The following is a 19,567-nucleotide window of genomic DNA, read 5'->3' on the forward strand; positions in this document are numbered from 1 at the left end:
TGACGACGGCTACGTCGCCAAGCACACGCGAACTACCAGCGTAGACGCTGTGCCTGGTCGAAGAACTCGCGTTCGTGCATGAAGGCGTAGAGATAGTGGCGGGTGGCCAAGCGTCGTTGGGGCTCGTTCGCGGCAGCCATCGCGCGTTCGACACGATCGAGCGCAAGTTGCGTGCTTTCTACGAAATCGGTGCCACCGTAGAGGTTCAGCCACTGCGAGTATGGGTGCCAAGCGTGGTTGTGTTCGGACAATCGAAGTGCAGCTTCGGCGTATACCCAGTAGTAGGGGAGTAACGCAGCGGCGCCAACCACGTAGTCACGGACGCTGACCGTCGCGGCAAGCATATTGGTGTAAGCGAGAGTTACCGGTGACGCCTCGTGATAGTTTGCATGATCTTGGTACTCGTCATGAGAAATGTCGACCTTGTCTAAGCTGCCGTCTCGTTCGCCGAGCCAGGTGCGATGGATTTCCGCCTCAGCTGCTAGTACCTCGTGAGACGTATTCGACCAAGCGATCTGATCTGCAGAATCTGGTGCCTTTGCCGAGATCATAGCCAGTGCTCGGGAACACTGTTTGAGGAAGTGCGCATCTTGCTGCAGGTAGAACGTGAACGAGCTATCGCTCAACGTGCCATCTCGAAGCTCAAGCAGGAACTCTAAACTCAAGATCTGCTTCCAGATCGGTGCACTAGCGTTCCACAATGCCTCGGTGAAAGGGCCTGCAGGTTTGATGCGAGGACTGTAACCTGGCAGCTCGTCCTCAGAAAGCTGCGGAGCGCTAGTGATATAGGAGTTCAGAAGCCACGGTCGCGCAGAACCTGCAGCGGCGGCACTCCGCAGTTGATGGAAGTGGTCTACAGGGCCATTGCCATTGCCGACGTGCAACTTGTCTGCGTGCCAGATTGAATCGTGCAACCATTCGGTTGCCCAACGAGCACCATCTGCAACGGTCTCGCCCATGCCCAGCCGTGTTGCCAGTGCTGAAGACAACGAGCACCCGGTGCCGTGGGTGTTCTTCGTTTCAATCCGTGCCGTCGGGATGCGCTCAACGTTGCCGTCGCCAGTCACCACAGCATTGTCGGCCCACTTGCCCTCGAGGTGGCCACCCTTGACCAGGACGGTAGTACCGGTGCGCTCTGCAAACTCGAGAGCCTGCGCGATAGCCTCCTCCAGATCCGCCGCCGGTTGCTTTTCGACGAGCACCGCCAACTCAGGAATATTCGGTGTGATCACGTCAACCTTGGCAGCCAACTCTCGTACCGAGGCTTCAGCGGAGGAGTTCAGCAGGGAATCCCCGCTAGACGCGACCATCACAGGATCGAGAACAACAATGGGGCCGGGATTTTGGTAAAGCCACTGTTCAACAGTGTGCGTTGTTTCGGCATCACCCAACATGCCGATCTTGACAGCATCGATAGTGATGTCATCGCCAACTGCATTGAGCTGACTAGTAAGGAAGCTCTGTGGCGGAGTAAAAATCTCGCGAACTCCCTGGGTATTCTGTGCGACCAGTGCAGTGGTGACGGACATGCCGTAACCGCCAGCTGCACCGATGGACTTCAAATCAGCTTGAATGCCGGCGCCACCAGATGGGTCGGTGCCGGCGATGGAAAGCACCCGGGGGATCGATGGCAGTTTGCCATCGCGGGGATTGGCGTGTGGGCTAAAACTGTTTGGCATTTTGACGATTCCTTCGCTAGTTCGAGCTAGAGCAGGTTCAACGGGTCTAATCTCAGCGCTATCCAATTACACCGACCATTGAAGAATGGGCGTTCGTTTTGCATTTGAGCAAGCAAGGTGTGAAAAAAACTCTGTGCGCACCCCATGTCACTTGGGTAAAGGCTAGCAAAGCTAGTGGTTCGAGCTGGGAGGCGTTCGAACAAACAGCCTTTGAGCCTCCGGGATGAGTGGGCAAGACCGTATGCGGATCCGCCGAGCTTGTGAATCTCGACACAAAATGCGTGTAGCGGGCAATTCTTCCGAAAAGGGATTTGGGAAATCGGGTACCAACGTGTTTAAATACACGAGTTGCTTTAACACGGCGTTTTCGCCATGTGCAGTACGAGGCCTAATCGGAACCGGTACCGACATGAAATGAAGCGTCGCTGGTGGAGCGAGCATGGCCACGTTGGCTTGAACCGCAGACTCATGAAAATGGGGAAACGGGGATAAGTCGCGTGCTCCCAGGTCAAATACAGGGCGACACGCCCGACCGCGGGGGACGGAAGTGGCATGGCAATTAAACAGCGGCAGTAGGCAATAGGCACCACGTTTATCGGGGGACTCCTTTCGTCGAACTGGGAAGAGTAGATGTGAATTCGTCCGCTCGGAACATGTGCGCTGTTAAGCGCCATGTTGCGAAGACGGGGTCACTAGATCAACTACACACCCAGTATCTTCACGCTTCTGGCGCTGGCCATAGTCAACAACCGGAGCTAAAAGACATTGACAGGGTCGACGCCCTTAAGAGGGCGCGCCGACCGAGGAGAGGACAAGCGTGGCGGGACAAAAGATCCGCATCAGGCTCAAAGCCTACGACCACGAGGCAATCGACGCTTCTGCGCGTAAGATTGTCGAGACTGTGACCCGTACGGGTGCACGCGTGGTTGGCCCAGTGCCGTTGCCAACCGAAAAGAACGTTTACTGCGTCATCCGCTCGCCGCACAAGTACAAGGACTCGCGCGAGCACTTCGAGATGCGTACGCATAAGCGCCTCATCGACATTCTCGATCCGACGCCAAAGACGGTTGACGCGCTCATGCGTATCGACCTTCCTGCAAGCGTCGATGTGAACATTCAGTGAGCCCGGACTTTTTGGCAGCGGAGACTAGATAAATGAGTGAAAACGAGATCAAGGGCATCCTGGGCACAAAGCTCGGCATGACCCAGATCTTCGACGAGGATAACCGCGTTGTTCCGGTTACCGTCGTTGAGGCTGGGCCATGCGTTGTTACCCAGGTGCGCACGAAGGAAACTGACGGCTACGATGCCGTTCAGATCGCATACGGCGAGATTGACCCACGTAAGGTCAACAAGCCAAACACCGGCCACTTCAAGAAGGCCGGCGTTACCCCACGTCGCCACATGGTGGAGATTCGTACTGCAGACGCTTCCTCTTACGAGGTTGGACAGAGTGTCGGTGTCGACATCTTCGGCGACATCGAGTACGTCGACGTAACCGGCACCACCAAGGGCAAGGGCTTTGCCGGCGCTATGAAGCGCCACGGCTTCGCTGGCCAGGGTGCAGGTCACGGTAACCAGGCTGCTCACCGTCGTGTCGGTGGCATTGGTGCTTGTGCAACCCCAGCGCGTGTCTTCAAGGGCAAGCGTATGGCTGGTCGCATGGGTCAGGACCGCGTCACGACTCAGAACCTGAAGATTCAGAAGGTCGACACTGATGCCAACCTGCTGCTCATTAAGGGCGCAGTACCTGGTAACCGTGGTGGCCTCCTGGTTGTCAAGACCGCTGTGAAGGGTGGTGCTCACGCATGACAAACCTCAAGCTTGATGTCCACACCGCCGACGGTGGCGTGAACGGTTCCGTAGAACTGCCAGCTTCGATCTTTGACGCAGAGGCTTCTGTTGCATTGATGCACCAGGTTGTTGTTGCCCAGCAGGCAGCAGCTCGCCAGGGTACGCACAAGGTAAAGACCCGCGCAGAGGTTCGTGGCGGTGGCCGTAAGCCATGGCGCCAGAAGGGTACCGGTCGCGCTCGTCAGGGCTCGATTCGTGCACCTCACTGGACCGGCGGCGGAATTGTTCACGGCCCAGTGCCACGCGACTACTCGCAGCGCACCCCGAAGAAGATGGTTGCAGCTGCACTCCGCGGTGCTCTGTCGGACCGTGCTCGTCATGATCGCATCCATGTTGTTGAAGAACTGGTTGCAGGTCAGACCCCATCGACCAAGGCTGCTCGTACTTTCATCGAGCGCCTAACCGACCGTAAGTCTGTGCTGGTTGTTCTTCCTCGTGAAGACGTTGCCGCATGGAAGTCGGTTAACAACTTGCCGAACGTAGCTGCCCTCTCTGAGGATCAGCTGAACACCTACGACGTGCTGAAGGCCGACGATGTTGTGTTCGCAGTTCAGGCTCTGAATACGTTCATCACCCGTACCGCTGGTGAGAAGGAGGAGAAGTAATGGCTACCATCGCAGATCCCCGCGACATTATTCTCGCCCCGGTTGTGTCGGAGAAGTCCTACGGACTGATGGAGCAGAACGTTTACTCGTTCCTAGTTCATCCCGACGCTAACAAGACCCAGATCAAGATCGCGGTCCAGGAGATCTTCGGTGCGAAGGTCGCTAGCGTGAACACCGTCAACCGTGAGGGTAAGCGTAAGCGCACCCGCACCGGCTACGGTCAGCGCAAGGCAACCAAGCGCGCCTACGTGACTCTCGCGGCCGGCAGCGATCCCATCGACATCTTCGGCGGTTCGGCTAGCTAACGCGGGCCGACGAGGAAGTTAAAGGAAGAGCAACAGTATGGCTATTCGTAAGTACAAGCCGACTACGCCGGGTCGCCGCCAGAGCTCCGTCTCTGAGTTCAGCGAAATCACTCGCTCGACTCCAGAGAAGTCTCTGCTGCGCCCGCTGTCGAAGACCGGTGGTCGTAACGTTCACGGCCACATCACCACTCGTCACAAGGGTGGCGGACACAAGCGTCAGTACCGTGTCATCGACTTCCGTCGTAATGACAAGGACGGCATTCCAGCAAAGGTCGCACACATTGAGTACGACCCAAACCGCACCGCGAACATCGCGTTGCTGCACTACTTCGATGGTGAAAAGCGCTACATCATTGCGCCAAAGAACCTGAAGCAGGGCGCAATCGTTGAGTCCGGCGCAAATGCTGACATCAAGGTTGGTAACAACCTGCCACTGCGCAACATCCCAACTGGTACCACCATCCACGCTGTGGAGCTGAAGCCAGGCGCAGGTGCACAGCTTGCCCGTTCTGCTGGCGCATCCATCCAGCTGCTGGGTAAGGAAGGCAAGTACGCAGTTCTGCGTATGCCGTCCTCTGAAATCCGTCGCGTCGACGCACGTTGCCGTGCGACCGTGGGCGAAGTTGGCAATGCAGACCAGATCAACATCCGCTGGGGTAAGGCCGGCCGTATGCGTTGGAAGGGCTGGCGCCCAACCGTTCGCGGTGTCGTCATGAACCCAGTCGACCACCCACACGGTGGTGGTGAAGGTAAGACTTCCGGTGGTCGCCATCCTGTGTCCCCATGGGGCCAGAAGGAAGGCCGCACCCGTAAGCCTAACCGTCCGAGCGACCAGCTGATCGTTCGTCGTCGCCGTGCCAACAAGTCCAAGAAGCGCTAAGGAGGTAACAAACAATGCCACGCAGCCTTAAGAAGGGCCCGTTCGTTGATGAGCACCTCCTCGCAAAGGTAGACGCTCAGAACGAAAAGGGCACCAAGCAGGTCATCAAGACCTGGTCCCGCCGCTCGACGATTCTCCCAGATTTCATCGGCCACACCTTCGCCGTCCATGACGGTCGCAAGCACGTGCCGGTATTCGTGGACGACTCTATGGTTGGCCACAAGCTGGGCGAGTTCGCCCCAACCAAGACCTTTAAGGGTCACATCAAGGATGACAAGAAGGGACGTCGATAAGCCATGAGCAACGACATCACCTCTGCACGCGCAACCGCGCGTTTCGTCCGCGTGACTCCAATGAAGGCACGCCGTGTTCTGGACACCGTTCGCGGTAAGTCCGTATCCGAGGCACTGGCAATGCTGGAATACGCTCCTCAGGGCGCTTCCGAGCCAATTGCCAAGTTGGTTGCTTCTGCTGCTGCAAACGCAGAGAACAACTTCGGCCTGGATCCACGCACCCTGGTCATCTCTGAATGCTTCGCTGACGAGGGACCAACCATGAAGCGCTTCCGCCCACGTGCGCAGGGCCGTGCTTTCCACGTCCGCAAGCGCACGAGCCACATCACTGTGGTCGTCGAGAGCCAGAAGGAAGGTGACCGATAGTGGGTCAGAAGATTCATCCACACGGCCTCCGACTCGGTATTTCCAGCGACTGGAAGTCCCGCTGGTACGCCGACAAGCAGTACGCTGACTACCTCGCCGAGGACATCAAGATCCGTGATCTGCTGTCCACCGGTCTCGAGCGCGCTGGTATTTCCGACGTCGTCATCGAGCGCACCCGTGATCGCGTTCGCGTCGACATCCACACCGCACGTCCGGGCATCGTCATCGGTCGTCGTGGTTCGGAAGCAGACCGCATTCGCGGCGAGCTGGAAAAGCTCACCGGCAAGCAGGTTCAGCTGAACATCCTCGAAGTCAAGAACGTTGACGCTGACGCTAAGTTGGTTGCACAGTCTATCGCTGAGCAGCTGACCAACCGCGTGGCTTTCCGCCGCGCGATGCGCAAGGCTATTCAGTCTGCAATGCGCCAGCCACAGGTTAAGGGCATCAAGGTTGTTTGCTCCGGCCGCCTCGGCGGTGCGGAGATGGGTCGCACGGAGCGCTACCACGAGGGTCGCGTTCCACTGCACACCCTGCGCGCGGAAATCGACTACGGTACCCACGAGGCTCACACCACTTTCGGACGCATCGGCGTCAAGGTGTGGATCTACAAGGGTGACGTCATCGGTGGCCGTCGCGAGTCCGAGATGAACGCAGGTGGCGATCGCCGCCGTCGCGACCGCAACGAGCGTCCACGCCGTGGTGGTAAGCGTCGTCAGCGCGCCTCTGAGAAGAAGGAGGGCTAATTCATGCTCATCCCGAAGCGCGTTAAGTACCGCCGTCAGCACCGTCCAACCCGTTCGGGTATGTCCAAGGGTGGCAACACCGTGACGTTCGGTGACTACGGTCTGCAGGCTCTCGAACCGGCGTACATCACCAACCGCCAGATCGAAGCTGCACGTATCGCCATCAACCGCCACGTCAAGCGTGGCGGCAAGGTTTGGATCAACATCTTCCCTGACCGCCCACTGACCCAGAAGCCACTCGGCGTTCGTATGGGTTCCGGTAAGGGTCCAGTCGAGAAGTGGATCGCAAACGTCAAGCCAGGTCGCGTCATGTTCGAAATGTCGTACCCTGACGAGAAGACCGCTGTTGAAGCCCTGACCCGTGCAGGCGCAAAGCTGCCAATCAAGACCCGAGTCGTTCGTAAGGAGGATCAGTTCTAATGTCGAATGGTATTCCGGCTCACGAGCTCCGCTCGCTGAACAACGACGACCTGGTCGCCAAGCTCAAGGAATCTAAGGAAGAGCTGTTCAACCTCCGATTCCAGATGGCTACCGGTCAGCTGACCAACAACAGCCGTCTCCGCACCGTCCGCAAGGACATTGCTCGCATCTACACCGTTATGCGTGAGCGCGAGCTCGGCCTGTCCGCAGCCCCAACTGATGGTGATGCAGCATGAGCGAGGAAAAGATGAACAAGACCGAGACTGGCGCACGTAAGGTTCGCACTGGTTACGTCGTGTCCGACAAGATGCAGAAGACCATCGTTGTCGAACTCGAAGACCGTAAGCAGCACGCACTGTACGGCAAGATCATGCGCACCAGCTCCAAGGTGAAGGCACACGACGAGAACGAGGAAGCCGGCATCGGCGACCGCGTCCGCATCGAAGAGTGCCGTCCGCTTTCCAAGGACAAGCACTACCGTCTGCTCGACATCGTCGAGAAGGCTAAGTAAGAGCTAGTTCTTTTACCTGAATTACCCACCGTCCATTGGGCGGTGGGTTTTCTTTGCCCTGGGGGTACGCAGACAGGACGCTTTGCGACGATTCCCCATGCATCACTTGTCGGCTCCAGATTGTTTGGTAGCTCCGACCCATAGCGGCGGTTTCGCGCATACTGGGTTTCATGAGCAACCATCGAACGTGGGCGGAAATCATTGCGGCTGACCCGGCGCACTCTCGTCGGTACGCGAACAGATGGCGGACCTTTGCACGGGAGGGACGTGACATCCATGGAGAAGCACGTCTGATCGATGCGATGGTGCCACGTTCTGCCCGGGTGCTCGATGCCGGTTGCGGCCAGGGGCGTGTCGGCGGTCATCTTTCCGGCGCGGGACATTCCGTGGTTGGTGTTGACATTGATCCATATTTGATTGGTGAAGCGAGAAGCCAGCATCCGATGGCGACTTGGCTGGTGGGGGATCTTAAAGGTGTGGGGTCTTTGCTTGCTGACGACGTCGCAAAGAACGGCGCTTTCGACGCCATAGTTGCAGCTGGAAATGTGCTGACATTCATTGATCCCAAAGATCGGATGCAGGTGTTGACTGGCCTCGCGAGCGTGTTGGGGGACAACGCTCGGGCAGTGTTCGGCTTCGGATCGGGGCGTGGTTGGGAGTTCTCTCAGTTCGAGCAGGATGTGCACGAGGCTGGGATGGAGATTCGCATGAAGTTCTCGACCTGGGATCTACGCCCTTTTGATGCCACCAGTAACTTTCTGGTGGCTGTGTGCGAAAAGGCTTAGACTTCAATACCGCTACGGCTAGTCGACGACCCCGCCGAAGAATGTGCCGATGAAATAGCTGACTACCAGGCCCAACGCGCCACCGATGAGGAGGCGGAGGGTAGCTGCGACAGGATTAGTGTCCGATAGCTTTGCGCTGACGAAACCGGTGATGGCCAAGGCTATGAGTGTCACGATAGTTACTGCCCACACCCCGGACTCTCGTGGAGCAAGAATTGCTGCGAGCATGGGCAAAATCGCACCCAGCATGAATGAAACAGCAGAGGAACCAGCGGCTGCCCATGGGCTGGTTAGGTCCTCACCATCAATGCCCAGCTCTAGGCGCAAATGAGCTGACAATGGATCGGCGTCATGGATGCTGGTTGCGGCGTCGTGTGCGATGTCGTCTGACATGCCGTACGAGCGCAGAATATGCACGAGTTCCTGATGTTCTTCCGCAGGATAGTCCCGCAGTTCGGCCTTTTCCTTTTCAATGAGTGCACGTTCGGTGTCTCGCTGGGTAGACACAGATACGTACTCACCCAAGGCCATCGATACTGCGCCTGCGATGATCGCTGCGACACCAGCTGTGGCAATGGCACCAGTTGATGATCCTGCGGCGATCACACCCAGCAGCAACAGGGCAGTGGACACGATGCCATCGTTAGCACCGAGGACACCGGCACGTAGCCAGTTGAGTTTCGCCGACTGGCCAGCGTCGTGGGGTTCTACTTTTGGGGCAGCTGGGATGATGTTGTCGCTCATTGCGTCTTTTCCCATACCAGCACCGCACCCTCATGACCTGTCAGGAATACGAAGACGAGCGAGGCAATAGCTGCGATCGCCATGACGATGATGGCGATGGTTCCGATCGATCCCGGTGTTTCCGCTTGGCGACGGTCGCGCCACAGTAACACGGCACTTGCGATGAACATCAGACCCACGGCGATCAGCATGTAGTTGGCATAAGCAGCGTGAGTGGAGACAGGCCCAGGGTTCTCCTCTGACAAGTTGACCAAAGGAAGCATGGCTTCACCTGTTGAACGAGCGAGAACCGTAGCGACAGCTGCTACAAAGTTAATAGCCACAGTAACGATGCCAAACTTGGCTCGGAGCGTTGGCCGGAAAGCGTAAATAAGGGTCAAAATTGCTGCGACAGGAACGGCGACGACGGCGAGATGGACGATGAGTGGGTGCGTGGGAAGACCCGCAATGCTTTCGAACATGACTTGGTTATAACCCCGACTTAGGTTGCTGTCTAGCGATGCAAACCTATCCTGTGTGACAGACTACGCAAGTATGTAGATAGAGTAGTAAGGGTAAGCAAACTCTTAGCGCATGCGGCTGACGTGCGGTTTTCCTAAGGATGGTGGCTGTGCTGTCTCCAAGTGCCCTTCGTCGGTAGGTGCCGTGAACCTTAGCGAAGTGTTCGAGTGAGAACTATCGCGCCAAAAAGGGCAATCGTGGCACAAGTCACCATGCCAATTGACATTGACAACGCTGAGTTGGTGCCAAGACCAACCAGCGGGGCGACGATGCCTGCGGTGAGGAACTGCGCAAAGCCCATTGCGCCAGCACCCGCGCCAACACCAATGTCGCGCACAGTGGCAGTGCCGAGCGCCGTCGCGTTCCCCAGGATCAAGCCCATGGACCCCACCGCGATGAACAGCAGCGGCAAGGTAGCCCACAGGTAAGGGCCAAAGAGTCCGTTGAAGAGGAGCCCCACCGAAGCTGCGGCAATGGTAACGAGGCCACCAATCAGCAGGTTTCGTGGATCGGCTCTGCCCGCCAGCTTGGCGCTCACCGTGGCCATAACGGTAATCCCGATAGCGTTGGCAGCGAAAGCGAAACCGTAGACGCGCGTGGACATGCCCAACTGCCCCTGGTACACGTATGGAGACGCAGCGATGTAGGAGAACATCACGCCGAAACCGGCGGCAAAAGCAAGCAGATATCCGAAAAACTCCCGCCGGCGCAGGCACCGCCAAATGGCTGGGAAGAGCGACCGAATCGCATTCGCATTACGACGATCCTTCGGCAACGACTCAGGCACGATGAAAACGCTCACGATGATCATGGCGACGTTGAAACCTGCGAGAATCCAGAAAATGCCACGCCAGCCCACTAGAGGCGAGAAGACACCGCCCAAGATTGGTGCGAGCACAGGGGCGAAGCCCTGAATCGCCATCAGCAGAGAGAAGGCCCGGGCAGCATCAGCGCCACGTGCGACGTCTGGGATAACTGCACGGGCAAGGACAGCTCCCGTGCCACCGGCCAGGCCCTGGAGGAGGCGCAGCGCGACGAAGACTCCGATGCTTGGAGCGATGGCGCAACCCACAGACGACGCAAAGAAGATGATGGTTGAGCCAACCATGAGGCCTTTGCGACCCAGGCCGTCGGAAAGCGAACCTGATAGAAGCTGACCCAGCGCCATACCCACCATGAACGCAGTGAGGGTCAGCTGTACGAGAGATGCGTTGGTGCTGAGCTCGCTGCCAATGTTGGGGAATGTGGGCAAGTACATGTCAGTACTGAGTGCACCCGCGGAGGAAAGAAGAGCGAGGGCAGTCAGAAAGAAGCCGGTGAGGCGCGGCTGCGGAGTGTTGGTGGCCTTAGTCAATAGGGATACCTGTCACTGACCTTTCCAAGAGAAGGAAAAATAAATTATACGAGTAAGCAGCCAGTTGCAGACTGCGGATGCACCGAACTCGCCTCTGTATCTGGTGCAGTGAGCGGGATTTTGTTCATAACAGATGACGTGCAATAATGCATGAGTTGTGCTCAACAGCTGCGTGAGTGTCGTACAAGCGCCGGTAAGTCTGGATCAGCGATCTATTGACATGTTGAGGTACACGAAGAAGTAGACCGCGTGCGTTTAGGACGGAAATCTGACGCACAATGCAACCAGGTCAGGAGAACCGCAGTGATTCAACCAGAATCGCGTCTGCGCGTTGCCGACAACACTGGTGCACGTGAAATCATGTGCATCCGCGTTCTCGGTGGCTCGACCCGACGCTTCGCTGGCATTGGCGACACCATCGTCGCAACTGTCAAGGAAGCTACCCCGGGCGGCAACGTCAAGGCAGGCGAAATCGTTAAGGCTGTCATCGTTCGTGCCAAGAAGGAAACCCGTCGTGTTGACGGTTCCTACATTAAGTTCGACGAGAATGCAGCAGTCATCATCAAGGCTGATGGTGAGCCAAAGGGCACCCGTATTTTCGGGCCAGTCGCGCGTGAACTGCGTGACAAGAAGTTCATGAAGATTGTTTCGCTCGCACCGGAGGTGATTTAAGTGAAGATCCGCAAGGGCGATACCGTGCTGGTCATCTCTGGTCCAGACAAGGGTGCGCAGGGCAAGGTCATTGAGGCTTACCCAGCACGCGACAAGGTTCTGGTCGAGGGCGTTAACCGCATCAAGAAGCATGTTGCAAACTCCGCGGCTGAGCGTGGCGCATCCTCCGGTGGCATCGTCACCCAGGAAGCTCCAATTCACGTGTCGAACGTCATGCTCGTTGACGAAGATGGAACCCCAACTCGCGTTGGCTACCGCTTCGACGATGAGGGCAAGAAGGTTCGCATCTCCCGCCGTACCGGGAAGGACATCTAAGTCATGAGCGAAAATTACACTCCTCGTTTGAAGACCCGCTACCGCGAAGAAATCCGTAGCAAGTTGCAGGACGAATTCAAGTACGAAAACGTCATGCAGGTTCCTGGCGTCACCAAGGTTGTTGTCAACATGGGTATTGGCGCTGCTGCACAGGATAAGAAGCAGATCAACGGTGCACTCGAAGATCTGACCGCAATTACCGGTCAGAAGCCAGAGACCCGTCGTGCTCGCAAGTCCATTGCAAACTTCAAGCTGCGTGAAGGCGATGCCATCGGTGCTCGCGTTACTCTGCGTGGCGACCGTATGTGGGAATTCCTCGATCGTCTGCTGACGGTTGCTCTTCCACGTATTCGTGACTTCCGTGGTCTCTCCGACCAGCAGTTCGACGGTCACGGCAACTACACCTTCGGCCTCTCTGAGCAGACCATGTTCTACGAGATCGACGTTGACAAGATTGATCGCCCACGTGGTATGGACATCACCGTCGTTACCACTGCGACCAACAACGACGAAGGTCGTGCACTGCTTCGCGAACTGGGCTTCCCATTCAAGAAGTAAGACTCGTTTGAGTTAACGCTGCAATAGCGTAAAGAAAACCACCTCCCGCTGGGAGGTGGTTTTTTGTTGCGCTACTAACAGCGCATAAGCGTTTCGTCCTGGGGCTATACCTCGGCTGGTACGCGGAAAGGAGCGCCCGTGCATTCCCTCAGCTCGTCAATGGTCACACCATCTGCGCACTCAACGAGGGTCAACCCGTCGGTTGCGCTAACGGTAAACACAGCATGCGAAGTCACAATCATGTCCACACAGCGTGCTCCCGTCAACGGCAGCGAACATTCAGCTACGACTTTTGGCTCACCCTTCTTGGTGAGGTGATCAGTCATCACAATGATGGTTTCTGCGCCGTGGACAAGGTCCATCGCGCCACCCATGCCCTTGACCATCTTTCCTGGAACCATCCAGTTGGCTAGGTCTCCGTACTGTGACACTTCCATAGCGCCCAGTACTGCGACATCAACCGACTTCGATCGGATCATTGCAAAAGATTCGGACGAAGAGAAGTAGCTTGCGCCTGGTCCAGCGGTAATCGTTTCCTTGCCGGCATTGATGAGTTCAGGGTCGACTTCATCATCAAGAGGGTAAGGGCCAACACCGAGGATTCCGTTTTCGGAATGCAATACGACTTCAAGATCTTCGGGGAGAAAACCGGGGATGAGCGTTGGCATGCCGATGCCGAGATTTACGTACTGGCCATTGCGTAGTTCCTGAGCGACGCGCGCTGCCATTTGTTCACGATTCCAGCTCATGGTTAGTTCCCTTCTCGAGTCGTGCGGTTTTCGATGCCAGTCTCTTGCGGGCCGACATGCACGATGCGGTCGACGAAGATTCCGGGGACGTGAACGTCGTCAGGCGGAATCTGGTCGACGATGTGCTCGACTTGAGCGATGGTAATCTTGCCGCTCATCGCTGCGTCTGGGTTGAAGTTGCGTGCGGTCTTAGAGAAGCGCAGGTTGCCATAGCGGTCCGCCTGGTGGGCGTGAACCAATGCAAAGTCCGCACGAATGCCATATTCGAGGACGTATTCTTCGCCGTCGATAATGCGAGTTTCCTTCTTTGGGGAGTACTCGGCGACAGTGCCATCTGGGTTGTAGCGAACCGGGAGTCCTCCATCGGCGAGCTGCGTGCCGACGCCTGCCTTGGTGTAGAACGCCGGAATGCCAGCGCCACCAGCGCGCATGCGTTCTGCCAGGGTGCCTTGGGGAGTGAACTCTACAGAGAGCTCGCCGGACAAGTACTGGCGGGAGTACTCCTTGTTGCTACCGATGTAGGAGCCGATGGTTCGAGAAATGCGGTGATCTTGCAGCAGCTTGCCGAGGCCGAAGCCGTCGGTACCGCAGTTGTTGGACACGATTGTGAGGTCGGTGGCGGAGCCAGCGAGGACTGCATCGATGAGAACAGCAGGGATTCCTACGAGGCCAAAGCCACCGACTGCGAGGGAAGAGCCGGTCGAAATATCGGCAACGGCTTCTTCAGCGGAGGGAATTTGTTTGTCGAGCATGCCAGCAACACTAGCAAATGTTCGCAAAGTGCACTAGGGTTTGCATTGTGAACACTCTAGAATGAGTGGAAACATGGCGTTGAACACAAGGGAGAATCATGGTTTCGTCGCAGCATGTGCAGTCTTTTGCGCGTGGTTTGGCTGTTATCAAGAGCTTTAACGAAACACGCAGCGCGCAGACACTGTCTGAGGTTGCAGAAGTTACCGGGCTCTCTCGTGCGACAGCGCGACGCTTCCTACACACGCTCGTGGATGAAGGCTATGCAACCACGGACGGCTCGAAGTTCCGCTTGACCCCGCGCGTTCTTGAGCTTGGTTACAGCTACTTGTCCAGCTTGACGCTGCCTCAGGTAGCCCAGCCACGCCTGGAAGCGTTGTCTGCGAAAGTTTCGGAATCATCGTCGCTTTCTGTGCTTGACGACGGCGACATCGTGTACGTCAACCGCGTCCCCGTGCGCAAGATCATGACGGTAGCCATCACAATTGGCACTCGATTCCCAGCGTTTAACACATCGATGGGGCGAGTTCTGTTGGCATTCCAAACTCCGAAGTTCATCAAGGAGTACTTGGATGCTACGGAATTCGAGGCTACGACGTCGATGACGAAGATTGCTCGTGCAGATTTGGAAGAGCAGTTGGCGACGGCTCGTCGTCAAGGCTGGATCATCGTCGACCAAGAACTGGAGCCGGGGTTGCGTTCGGTCGCAGCACCTGTGTTTTCTCCAGATGGTCGGGTAGCAGCGGCAGTCAATGTTTCCACTCAGGCGGCGGTTCATTCATTAACTGACATCGAGAAAAACATTGTTCCTGAGGTAGTTGCTGCAGCGCAGCTCATCACAGACGATCTCGCACGTATGCAAGTGGCATAACGCGTGCGATGGACACGAGGAGTTCTTAGAACCATGCCCATCAATACCCCAGACGCCAGTATTCGCGATGACGACATTGTGCTGTGCACTCCGCTTCGCACTCCAGTAGGTCGCTACGGCGGAGCATTCGTTAACGTTCCTGTACAACAACTTGCCAGCACGGTTGTCTCAGCAGTTGTGGAAAAGTCAGGGCTAAGTGCCGATGACATCGACGATGTCATTCTCGGCCAAGCATCTCCGAATGGCGCAGCTCCTGCGCTGGGTCGGATTGCGGCTCTTGATGCAGGTCTTGGCGAAACGATTCCAGGTATGCAGCTAGACCGGCGTTGCGGGTCGGGACTGCAAGCCATCACCACTGCAGCAGCGCATATCGCTTCTGGTGCTGCAGACCTCATCATTGCCGGTGGTGCAGAGTCAATGTCCCAAACTGAATACGTCGTTGATGCGAAAGTTCGTTGGGGCCTGAAGGCAGGGACTACGGCTTTCATCGATCGTCTGCAACAAGCCCGCGAGACCGCAGGTGGCAAGAACCATCCGATTCCAGGTGGCATGATCGAGACTGCCGAGAACTTGCGCAGCGAGTACTCCATCCCACGTGAAGTCCAAGACGAACTCTCTGCAGAGTCGCATCGTCGCGCTGTGGCAGCGCAGGAGTCCGGCGCTTTCGCCGACGAGATCGTCCCCATCGAAGTTCCCGCTTCACGACGAAAAGACCCAGCAGTCATCATCTCCAGTGATGAGCATCCGCGCCCTGGAACGACCGTCGAGAAGTTGTCTTCGCTCAAACCGGTACTTGGACGCAATGATGAGAATGCGACGGTCACGGCAGGAAACGCATCGGGGCAGAATGATGGTGCCGCCGCGATGATTGTCACTACCCGAGCGAAGGCAGCTGAGTTGGGTTTGACGCCGATGTTGCGTCTGCGTGGTTGGGCGGTTGCTGGAGTGGCACCGGAAACGATGGGTATTGGCCCAGTACCTGCGACGGCAAAGGCTCTCGACAAGACCGGTCTTTCGTTGGCGGATATGGATGTCATCGAGCTGAACGAAGCATTCGCGGCACAGGCACTGTCGGTGCTGAAGGAATGGGGTATTGACAAGGATGACCCACGACTCAATCCCGTTGGTTCCGGCATTTCCCTGGGACACCCAGTTGGTGCGACAGGTGCCCGCATGCTGGTGACCCTTGCACACCAAATGAAGCGATCCGAAGGAACCCTTGGACTCGCCACCATGTGTATTGGTGGCGGTCAAGGTCTGGCAGCGATCGTCGAGAAGGAGACCAAGTAGACCATGACAACCACGCCTTTTATCCTTGATGCACGCGAGTTCGGATCCGGTGAGAGCACCATTGTTTTGCTCGGATCATTGGGTTCTAACCACGACATGTGGCTGCCCCAGATGGATGCGCTGAGCCGGGATGCGCGCGTAATTTCCTTGGAGCACCGCGGGCATGGCAATTCGCCGATTGCGCTGGATGTGCCAACAGTCGCAGACCTGGCCGCTGATGTGTTGGCGACCCTGGACCGTCTCAACGTTGCTGAGTTCAGCGTTGCTGGATTGTCTCTTGGCGGTGCAGTTGCGCAGTATTTGGCAGCGAATTTCCCGGAACGAGTGCGATCCGTCGTGTTGCTGTGCACGTCTCCTAAGTTCGGCGAAAGCTCGGGCTGGGTTGAGCGCGCACAGACCGCCCGTAGTCAGGGAGTGCCATCGCTTGCCGACGCAATCGTCGACCGTTGGTTCTCTGCAGAGTTCCTGGCCGACCACCCAGCAAGTCGCGATTACTTTGTGCGTATGATTTGCACCACCTCGGACGAAGGATATGCGCAGTGTTGTGAGGCACTGGCATCGTGGGATTTCAGTAGTGACTTGTCCCGGATTGAACAGCCTGTGTTGACCATCGCGGGTGACGAGGATCCAGCTACGACCCCTGAGACGCTGCAGCTTATTGCAGATGGCGTGAGTAACGGTCAGGCGGAAGTGTTGTCGCCGGCGGGACATTTGCCAACTATCGAACAGGCAGCAGAGGTCAATCGTTTGCTGCGCGAGCACTTCCTGAACTAACTAGGGGTGCTGCCAGCACTTGTGCAGTACTACTCCACGAAACGTTACCCAATAAAAAAGCTCGCCCGAAGGGGCGAGCTTTTGTTATCTTGGGCTACTTCACATCGTTGGGATGCTTGGCTAGTGGCGTGACATTGATGTCCATGTACTCGAACATGGGCAGGCTAGAGATGATCGAATGCAGCTCATCAGCATCTGCTACGTCAAGGACGGAAATATTCGCGAACTGACCGGCTACACGCCAGATCATCGGCCACTTACCGGAGTTCTGTTGCTTCTGAGAGAACTCTCGTTCAGCGGCAAAGAGCTTTTCGCGCTCCTCGGCAGGCATGTCGTGAGGAATGTTGATCTTCATGTGCACATGGAAGAGTGCCATTGGGTCTCCTTAGTTAGTGATGTATCGGGGAAGAGCAGGAAATAGTGGTGGTGAAGGAAAAGTAGGTGTGCGACTAGTTTCGTGTAAACGAGTCGATCGCAGACCAGTCGGGTTCTATACCCAAGCCAGGGCCTTCGGGAAGGTGAACATATCCATCGGAATACTCCATTGGCGTTTCCACATAGCTTTCGCGCAGCAGTTGCGGACCGAACAGTTCTGATCCGTAGTCAATATCTGGGGTTGCGCACGCGAAGTGGACCGATGCTGCCGTGCCGAAGGGACCTTCAAGGCTAGTGGCACCATGGCAGGACAAGCCTGCCGCGCTGGCTATTGCCACGGTCCGCTGTGACTCTAAGAGTCCACCGATTTTGGTGGTCTTGATGGCGACAACATCAGCGGCATCGCTTTGCACGACAGCGAGTGCATCGCCAGGGGAGCAGACTGACTCATCCGCCATGACAGGAACGCCAGTGACACGGCGGATCTCACGCAGAGTTGCCAAATCTGCCGCTGGAGTTGGCTGCTCGAACAACTCGACTCCGGCCTCTGCGAGTTCCGGCAAGTAACGCAACGAAGTCAGTCGAGACCACCTAGCGTTGTGATCAGTGCGGAAGCCCACCTTATCGCCCAACGCTTCTACCAGTGCGACTACACGTGAGGTGTCGTCTTCAGGCTTTCCTGCACCCATCTTCAACTTGAAGCTGCGGTTACCGTACTCATCGATTCGGCTCTGCACTTCCGCGATTGCCTCTTCGAGTGGCAGTACTCCCAGCGCCCACGTGTAATCAATCTTGTCTCGTACTTGGCCGCCGAGCAGCGTTGTAACCGGCTGGTTGAGTGCTCGCGCCCATGCGTCGAAAAGCGCAATTTCCAGGGCGGCCTTTGCAAAACGCATGTTTGCCACTGACCGCTCCCACGAATGGACAATGCCGGATAGCTCCGACACCGGACGATTGGTAGTGGCGGGTGCAAGGTACTTTTCGACGATCGCCTGCATCGTCTCAACACTTTCGCCACCCCACCATGGACCGCCAGGCACTACGCCTTCGCCGTAGCCTTTGGCTCCACCAGCGAGTTCCACTTCAACAAGCAGAATTGGCTGAGCGGTTGCCGTGTAAGTGGCGAAGCCATGGGGACGAATGAGCGGTACATCGATGATACGGGTGCTGATCCTCGAAACATTGAGGTCGGAACTCATTGGCAAAACTCCTTCTTGCGGAACTTTCTAACGAGGAAAAGGCCCTCCATGTATAAATCATGAAAAGGGCCAATACCACTAGGTTTGTGCTGACGAACTAGCCACGGTCCTCGTCCAGGATGAAGCCGTAATCAACGCGGTTTGCGCCGTCGGCATCAGCTTCTGGGTGCAAGACAAGCTCAGGCTTCACAGCGGTAGCAACGTCGTTCTCGACGTAGTCGCCGCCTTCGAAGTAGAGCTGCGTCGTGATGGTGCGGTAGCCAGGGTGGCTGACACGGAGGTGCAGGTGAGCTGGGCGCCATGGGTGGCCACCGTAGGAATCGATGAACCAACCGGTTGGGCCGTCAGCTGGGATCTGGTACGGAGCTGGCTGCAGAGTCTTGATCTCGTAGCGGCCTTCTTCGTCAGTGACGATGGTGCCACGCAAGTTCCATTCTGGGAGGCCTGGTGCGAATTGTGAGTAGTAGCCGTCTTCATCTGCGTGCCACAGCTCGACACGTGCGCCGCCGAGGCCTTCGCCCTTCAGGTTCGTGACCTGACCTGCGAAGTACAGCGGGGTTGCTGCCTTGTCCTTGTCGCGCATTGGCATCTCGCATACGGAAGGAAGCTCTGGAGCGTTCTCAACGTAGTACGGGCCTTCGATGGAGCCCTTGGTGCCCTCGTAGTTGTGGCGGTTGTAGTTGATCTTCTCGATCTCATGCTCAACGAATACGTCGAGCCACAGTGGCCACTCACCGTACTGGCCGACTGCAATCATCCAGTGCTTGAGTACGCGGTACTCGTCGTACGTGATCTCGTGCTTGTGAGCAACATCAGCGATTGCCTTCAGCAGGTCGGTGTAGATGGCCTGTGCACGCTCCTTGGAGGTGTCAGACGTGACCTGCTCCTTCATGAACTTTTCACTGGCCTTATTGCCGGAGTCGTGTGCGGTTGGGTTCAGCTCTGCTTCAGACATTGCATTGCGCCTTTCAGGG

The 19,567-nt window shown here is 56.9% G+C and carries 27 protein-coding genes; 18 read left to right on the top strand and 9 right to left on the bottom strand.

Going from position 1 to position 19,567, the window contains the following annotated elements; all coding sequences use genetic code 11:
- Positions 1–32: 32 nt before the first annotated feature.
- Positions 33–1,679 carry a bifunctional hydroxymethylpyrimidine kinase/phosphomethylpyrimidine kinase gene (locus WG938_RS01840; protein ID WP_339976963.1) on the bottom strand — a complete coding sequence of 549 codons (1,647 nt, stop codon included), beginning with the start codon at positions 1,677–1,679 and terminating at the stop codon, positions 33–35.
- Positions 1,680–2,496: 817 nt separating this feature from the next.
- On the opposite strand from WG938_RS01840, the gene rpsJ reads away from it, so the two are divergent.
- The 12 genes from rpsJ to WG938_RS01900 all read left to right on the top strand — a co-directional run bounded on the left by rpsJ (position 2,497) and on the right by WG938_RS01900 (position 8,441).
- Positions 2,497–2,802 (top strand): 30S ribosomal protein S10, encoded by a 306-nt coding sequence (rpsJ, locus tag WG938_RS01845; RefSeq protein WP_003938093.1) that lies wholly within the window; start codon positions 2,497–2,499, stop codon positions 2,800–2,802.
- 32 nt (positions 2,803–2,834) lie between these two features.
- Positions 2,835–3,491 carry a 50S ribosomal protein L3 gene (gene rplC / locus WG938_RS01850; protein ID WP_339976966.1) on the top strand — a complete coding sequence of 219 codons (657 nt, stop codon included), beginning with the start codon at positions 2,835–2,837 and terminating at the stop codon, positions 3,489–3,491.
- Entirely contained in the window at positions 3,488–4,138 is a 651-nt protein-coding gene (gene rplD, locus WG938_RS01855) for a 50S ribosomal protein L4 (RefSeq protein ID WP_339976968.1), read from the top strand. Before rplC ends, rplD begins: the two co-directional genes overlap by 4 nt.
- Positions 4,138–4,443 carry a 50S ribosomal protein L23 gene (rplW, locus tag WG938_RS01860; RefSeq protein ID WP_339976970.1) on the top strand — a complete coding sequence of 102 codons (306 nt, stop codon included), beginning with the start codon at positions 4,138–4,140 and terminating at the stop codon, positions 4,441–4,443. The genes rplD and rplW overlap by 1 nt, the downstream gene beginning before the upstream one ends.
- Before the next feature lie 37 nt (positions 4,444–4,480).
- Positions 4,481–5,323 carry a 50S ribosomal protein L2 gene (rplB, locus tag WG938_RS01865; protein ID WP_339976972.1) on the top strand — a complete coding sequence of 281 codons (843 nt, stop codon included), beginning with the start codon at positions 4,481–4,483 and terminating at the stop codon, positions 5,321–5,323.
- Positions 5,324–5,337: 14 nt separating this feature from the next.
- Entirely contained in the window at positions 5,338–5,616 is a 279-nt protein-coding gene (rpsS, locus tag WG938_RS01870; RefSeq protein WP_013241207.1) for a 30S ribosomal protein S19, read from the top strand.
- 3 nt (positions 5,617–5,619) lie between these two features.
- Positions 5,620–5,982: a 50S ribosomal protein L22 gene (gene rplV, locus WG938_RS01875; RefSeq protein ID WP_339976975.1), complete on the top strand. Its 363-nt coding sequence runs from the start codon at positions 5,620–5,622 to the stop codon at positions 5,980–5,982.
- A complete protein-coding gene (gene rpsC / locus WG938_RS01880) occupies positions 5,982–6,725 on the top strand; it encodes a 30S ribosomal protein S3 (protein WP_339976977.1) in 744 nt (247 codons plus the stop codon). Before rplV ends, rpsC begins: the two co-directional genes overlap by 1 nt.
- Before the next feature lie 3 nt (positions 6,726–6,728).
- Positions 6,729–7,145: a 50S ribosomal protein L16 gene (gene rplP / locus WG938_RS01885; RefSeq protein WP_339976979.1), complete on the top strand. Its 417-nt coding sequence runs from the start codon at positions 6,729–6,731 to the stop codon at positions 7,143–7,145.
- The gene (rpmC, locus tag WG938_RS01890) at positions 7,145–7,381 is read left to right on the top strand and encodes a 50S ribosomal protein L29 (protein WP_339976981.1); all 237 of its coding nucleotides are present in this window, start codon (positions 7,145–7,147) and stop codon (positions 7,379–7,381) included. Before rplP ends, rpmC begins: the two co-directional genes overlap by 1 nt.
- Positions 7,378–7,656, top strand: coding sequence for a 30S ribosomal protein S17 (gene rpsQ / locus WG938_RS01895; RefSeq protein ID WP_339976983.1), 279 nt, complete (start codon positions 7,378–7,380; stop codon positions 7,654–7,656). The genes rpmC and rpsQ overlap by 4 nt, the downstream gene beginning before the upstream one ends.
- Before the next feature lie 170 nt (positions 7,657–7,826).
- Complete coding sequence (locus WG938_RS01900) at positions 7,827–8,441, top strand: class I SAM-dependent methyltransferase (protein ID WP_339976985.1); 615 nt, start codon at positions 7,827–7,829, stop codon at positions 8,439–8,441.
- A gap of 18 nt (positions 8,442–8,459) precedes the next feature.
- Here WG938_RS01900 and WG938_RS01905 read toward each other — a convergent pair whose 3' ends face one another.
- The 3 genes from WG938_RS01905 to WG938_RS01915 form a co-directional block, all read right to left on the bottom strand.
- Positions 8,460–9,185, bottom strand: a complete 726-nt coding sequence (locus WG938_RS01905) for a VIT1/CCC1 transporter family protein (protein WP_339976987.1) — start codon at positions 9,183–9,185, stop codon at positions 8,460–8,462.
- Positions 9,182–9,646 (bottom strand): DUF2231 domain-containing protein, encoded by a 465-nt coding sequence (locus WG938_RS01910; RefSeq protein ID WP_339976989.1) that lies wholly within the window; start codon positions 9,644–9,646, stop codon positions 9,182–9,184. Before WG938_RS01910 ends, WG938_RS01905 begins: the two co-directional genes overlap by 4 nt.
- Positions 9,647–9,837: 191 nt before the next feature.
- Positions 9,838–11,040 carry a multidrug effflux MFS transporter gene (locus WG938_RS01915; RefSeq protein WP_339976991.1) on the bottom strand — a complete coding sequence of 401 codons (1,203 nt, stop codon included), beginning with the start codon at positions 11,038–11,040 and terminating at the stop codon, positions 9,838–9,840.
- A gap of 303 nt (positions 11,041–11,343) precedes the next feature.
- Between WG938_RS01915 and rplN the strand changes: the two genes are divergently transcribed.
- Genes rplN through rplE form a run of 3 tightly spaced genes read left to right on the top strand, consistent with a single transcriptional unit; the run spans position 11,344 to position 12,585 of the window.
- The gene (gene rplN / locus WG938_RS01920) at positions 11,344–11,712 is read left to right on the top strand and encodes a 50S ribosomal protein L14 (protein WP_339976993.1); all 369 of its coding nucleotides are present in this window, start codon (positions 11,344–11,346) and stop codon (positions 11,710–11,712) included.
- A complete protein-coding gene (gene rplX / locus WG938_RS01925) occupies positions 11,713–12,027 on the top strand; it encodes a 50S ribosomal protein L24 (RefSeq protein ID WP_339976995.1) in 315 nt (104 codons plus the stop codon).
- Between the two features lie 3 nt (positions 12,028–12,030).
- Positions 12,031–12,585 carry a 50S ribosomal protein L5 gene (gene rplE, locus WG938_RS01930; protein WP_339976997.1) on the top strand — a complete coding sequence of 185 codons (555 nt, stop codon included), beginning with the start codon at positions 12,031–12,033 and terminating at the stop codon, positions 12,583–12,585.
- Positions 12,586–12,689: 104 nt separating this feature from the next.
- On the opposite strand, the gene WG938_RS01935 is transcribed toward rplE, so the two are convergent.
- Positions 12,690–13,334: a CoA transferase subunit B gene (locus tag WG938_RS01935; protein ID WP_339976999.1), complete on the bottom strand. Its 645-nt coding sequence runs from the start codon at positions 13,332–13,334 to the stop codon at positions 12,690–12,692.
- Positions 13,335–13,336: 2 nt separating this feature from the next.
- Positions 13,337–14,086: a CoA transferase subunit A gene (locus WG938_RS01940; RefSeq protein WP_339977001.1), complete on the bottom strand. Its 750-nt coding sequence runs from the start codon at positions 14,084–14,086 to the stop codon at positions 13,337–13,339.
- Between the two features lie 98 nt (positions 14,087–14,184).
- Between WG938_RS01940 and WG938_RS01945 the strand changes: the two genes are divergently transcribed.
- Genes WG938_RS01945 through pcaD form a run of 3 tightly spaced genes read left to right on the top strand, consistent with a single transcriptional unit; the run spans position 14,185 to position 17,019 of the window.
- Positions 14,185–14,955, top strand: a complete 771-nt coding sequence (locus WG938_RS01945; protein WP_339977003.1) for an IclR family transcriptional regulator domain-containing protein — start codon at positions 14,185–14,187, stop codon at positions 14,953–14,955.
- Positions 14,956–14,988: 33 nt separating this feature from the next.
- Entirely contained in the window at positions 14,989–16,245 is a 1,257-nt protein-coding gene (locus WG938_RS01950) for an acetyl-CoA C-acetyltransferase (RefSeq protein WP_339977005.1), read from the top strand.
- 3 nt (positions 16,246–16,248) lie between these two features.
- Positions 16,249–17,019 carry a 3-oxoadipate enol-lactonase gene (gene pcaD / locus WG938_RS01955; RefSeq protein ID WP_339977007.1) on the top strand — a complete coding sequence of 257 codons (771 nt, stop codon included), beginning with the start codon at positions 16,249–16,251 and terminating at the stop codon, positions 17,017–17,019.
- 94 nt (positions 17,020–17,113) lie between these two features.
- On the opposite strand, the gene catC is transcribed toward pcaD, so the two are convergent.
- From catC to catA, 3 genes are all read right to left on the bottom strand, one after another.
- Positions 17,114–17,395, bottom strand: coding sequence for a muconolactone Delta-isomerase (gene catC, locus WG938_RS01960; RefSeq protein ID WP_339977009.1), 282 nt, complete (start codon positions 17,393–17,395; stop codon positions 17,114–17,116).
- A gap of 73 nt (positions 17,396–17,468) precedes the next feature.
- Complete coding sequence (locus tag WG938_RS01965; protein WP_339977011.1) at positions 17,469–18,593, bottom strand: muconate/chloromuconate family cycloisomerase; 1,125 nt, start codon at positions 18,591–18,593, stop codon at positions 17,469–17,471.
- Positions 18,594–18,690: 97 nt separating this feature from the next.
- The gene (gene catA, locus WG938_RS01970) at positions 18,691–19,548 is read right to left on the bottom strand and encodes a catechol 1,2-dioxygenase (RefSeq protein WP_339977013.1); all 858 of its coding nucleotides are present in this window, start codon (positions 19,546–19,548) and stop codon (positions 18,691–18,693) included.
- Positions 19,549–19,567 lie beyond the last annotated feature (19 nt).

Origin of the sequence: Corynebacterium sp. H113, assembly GCF_037572315.1 — a bacterium.
Classification (GTDB): domain Bacteria; phylum Actinomycetota; class Actinomycetes; order Mycobacteriales; family Mycobacteriaceae; genus Corynebacterium.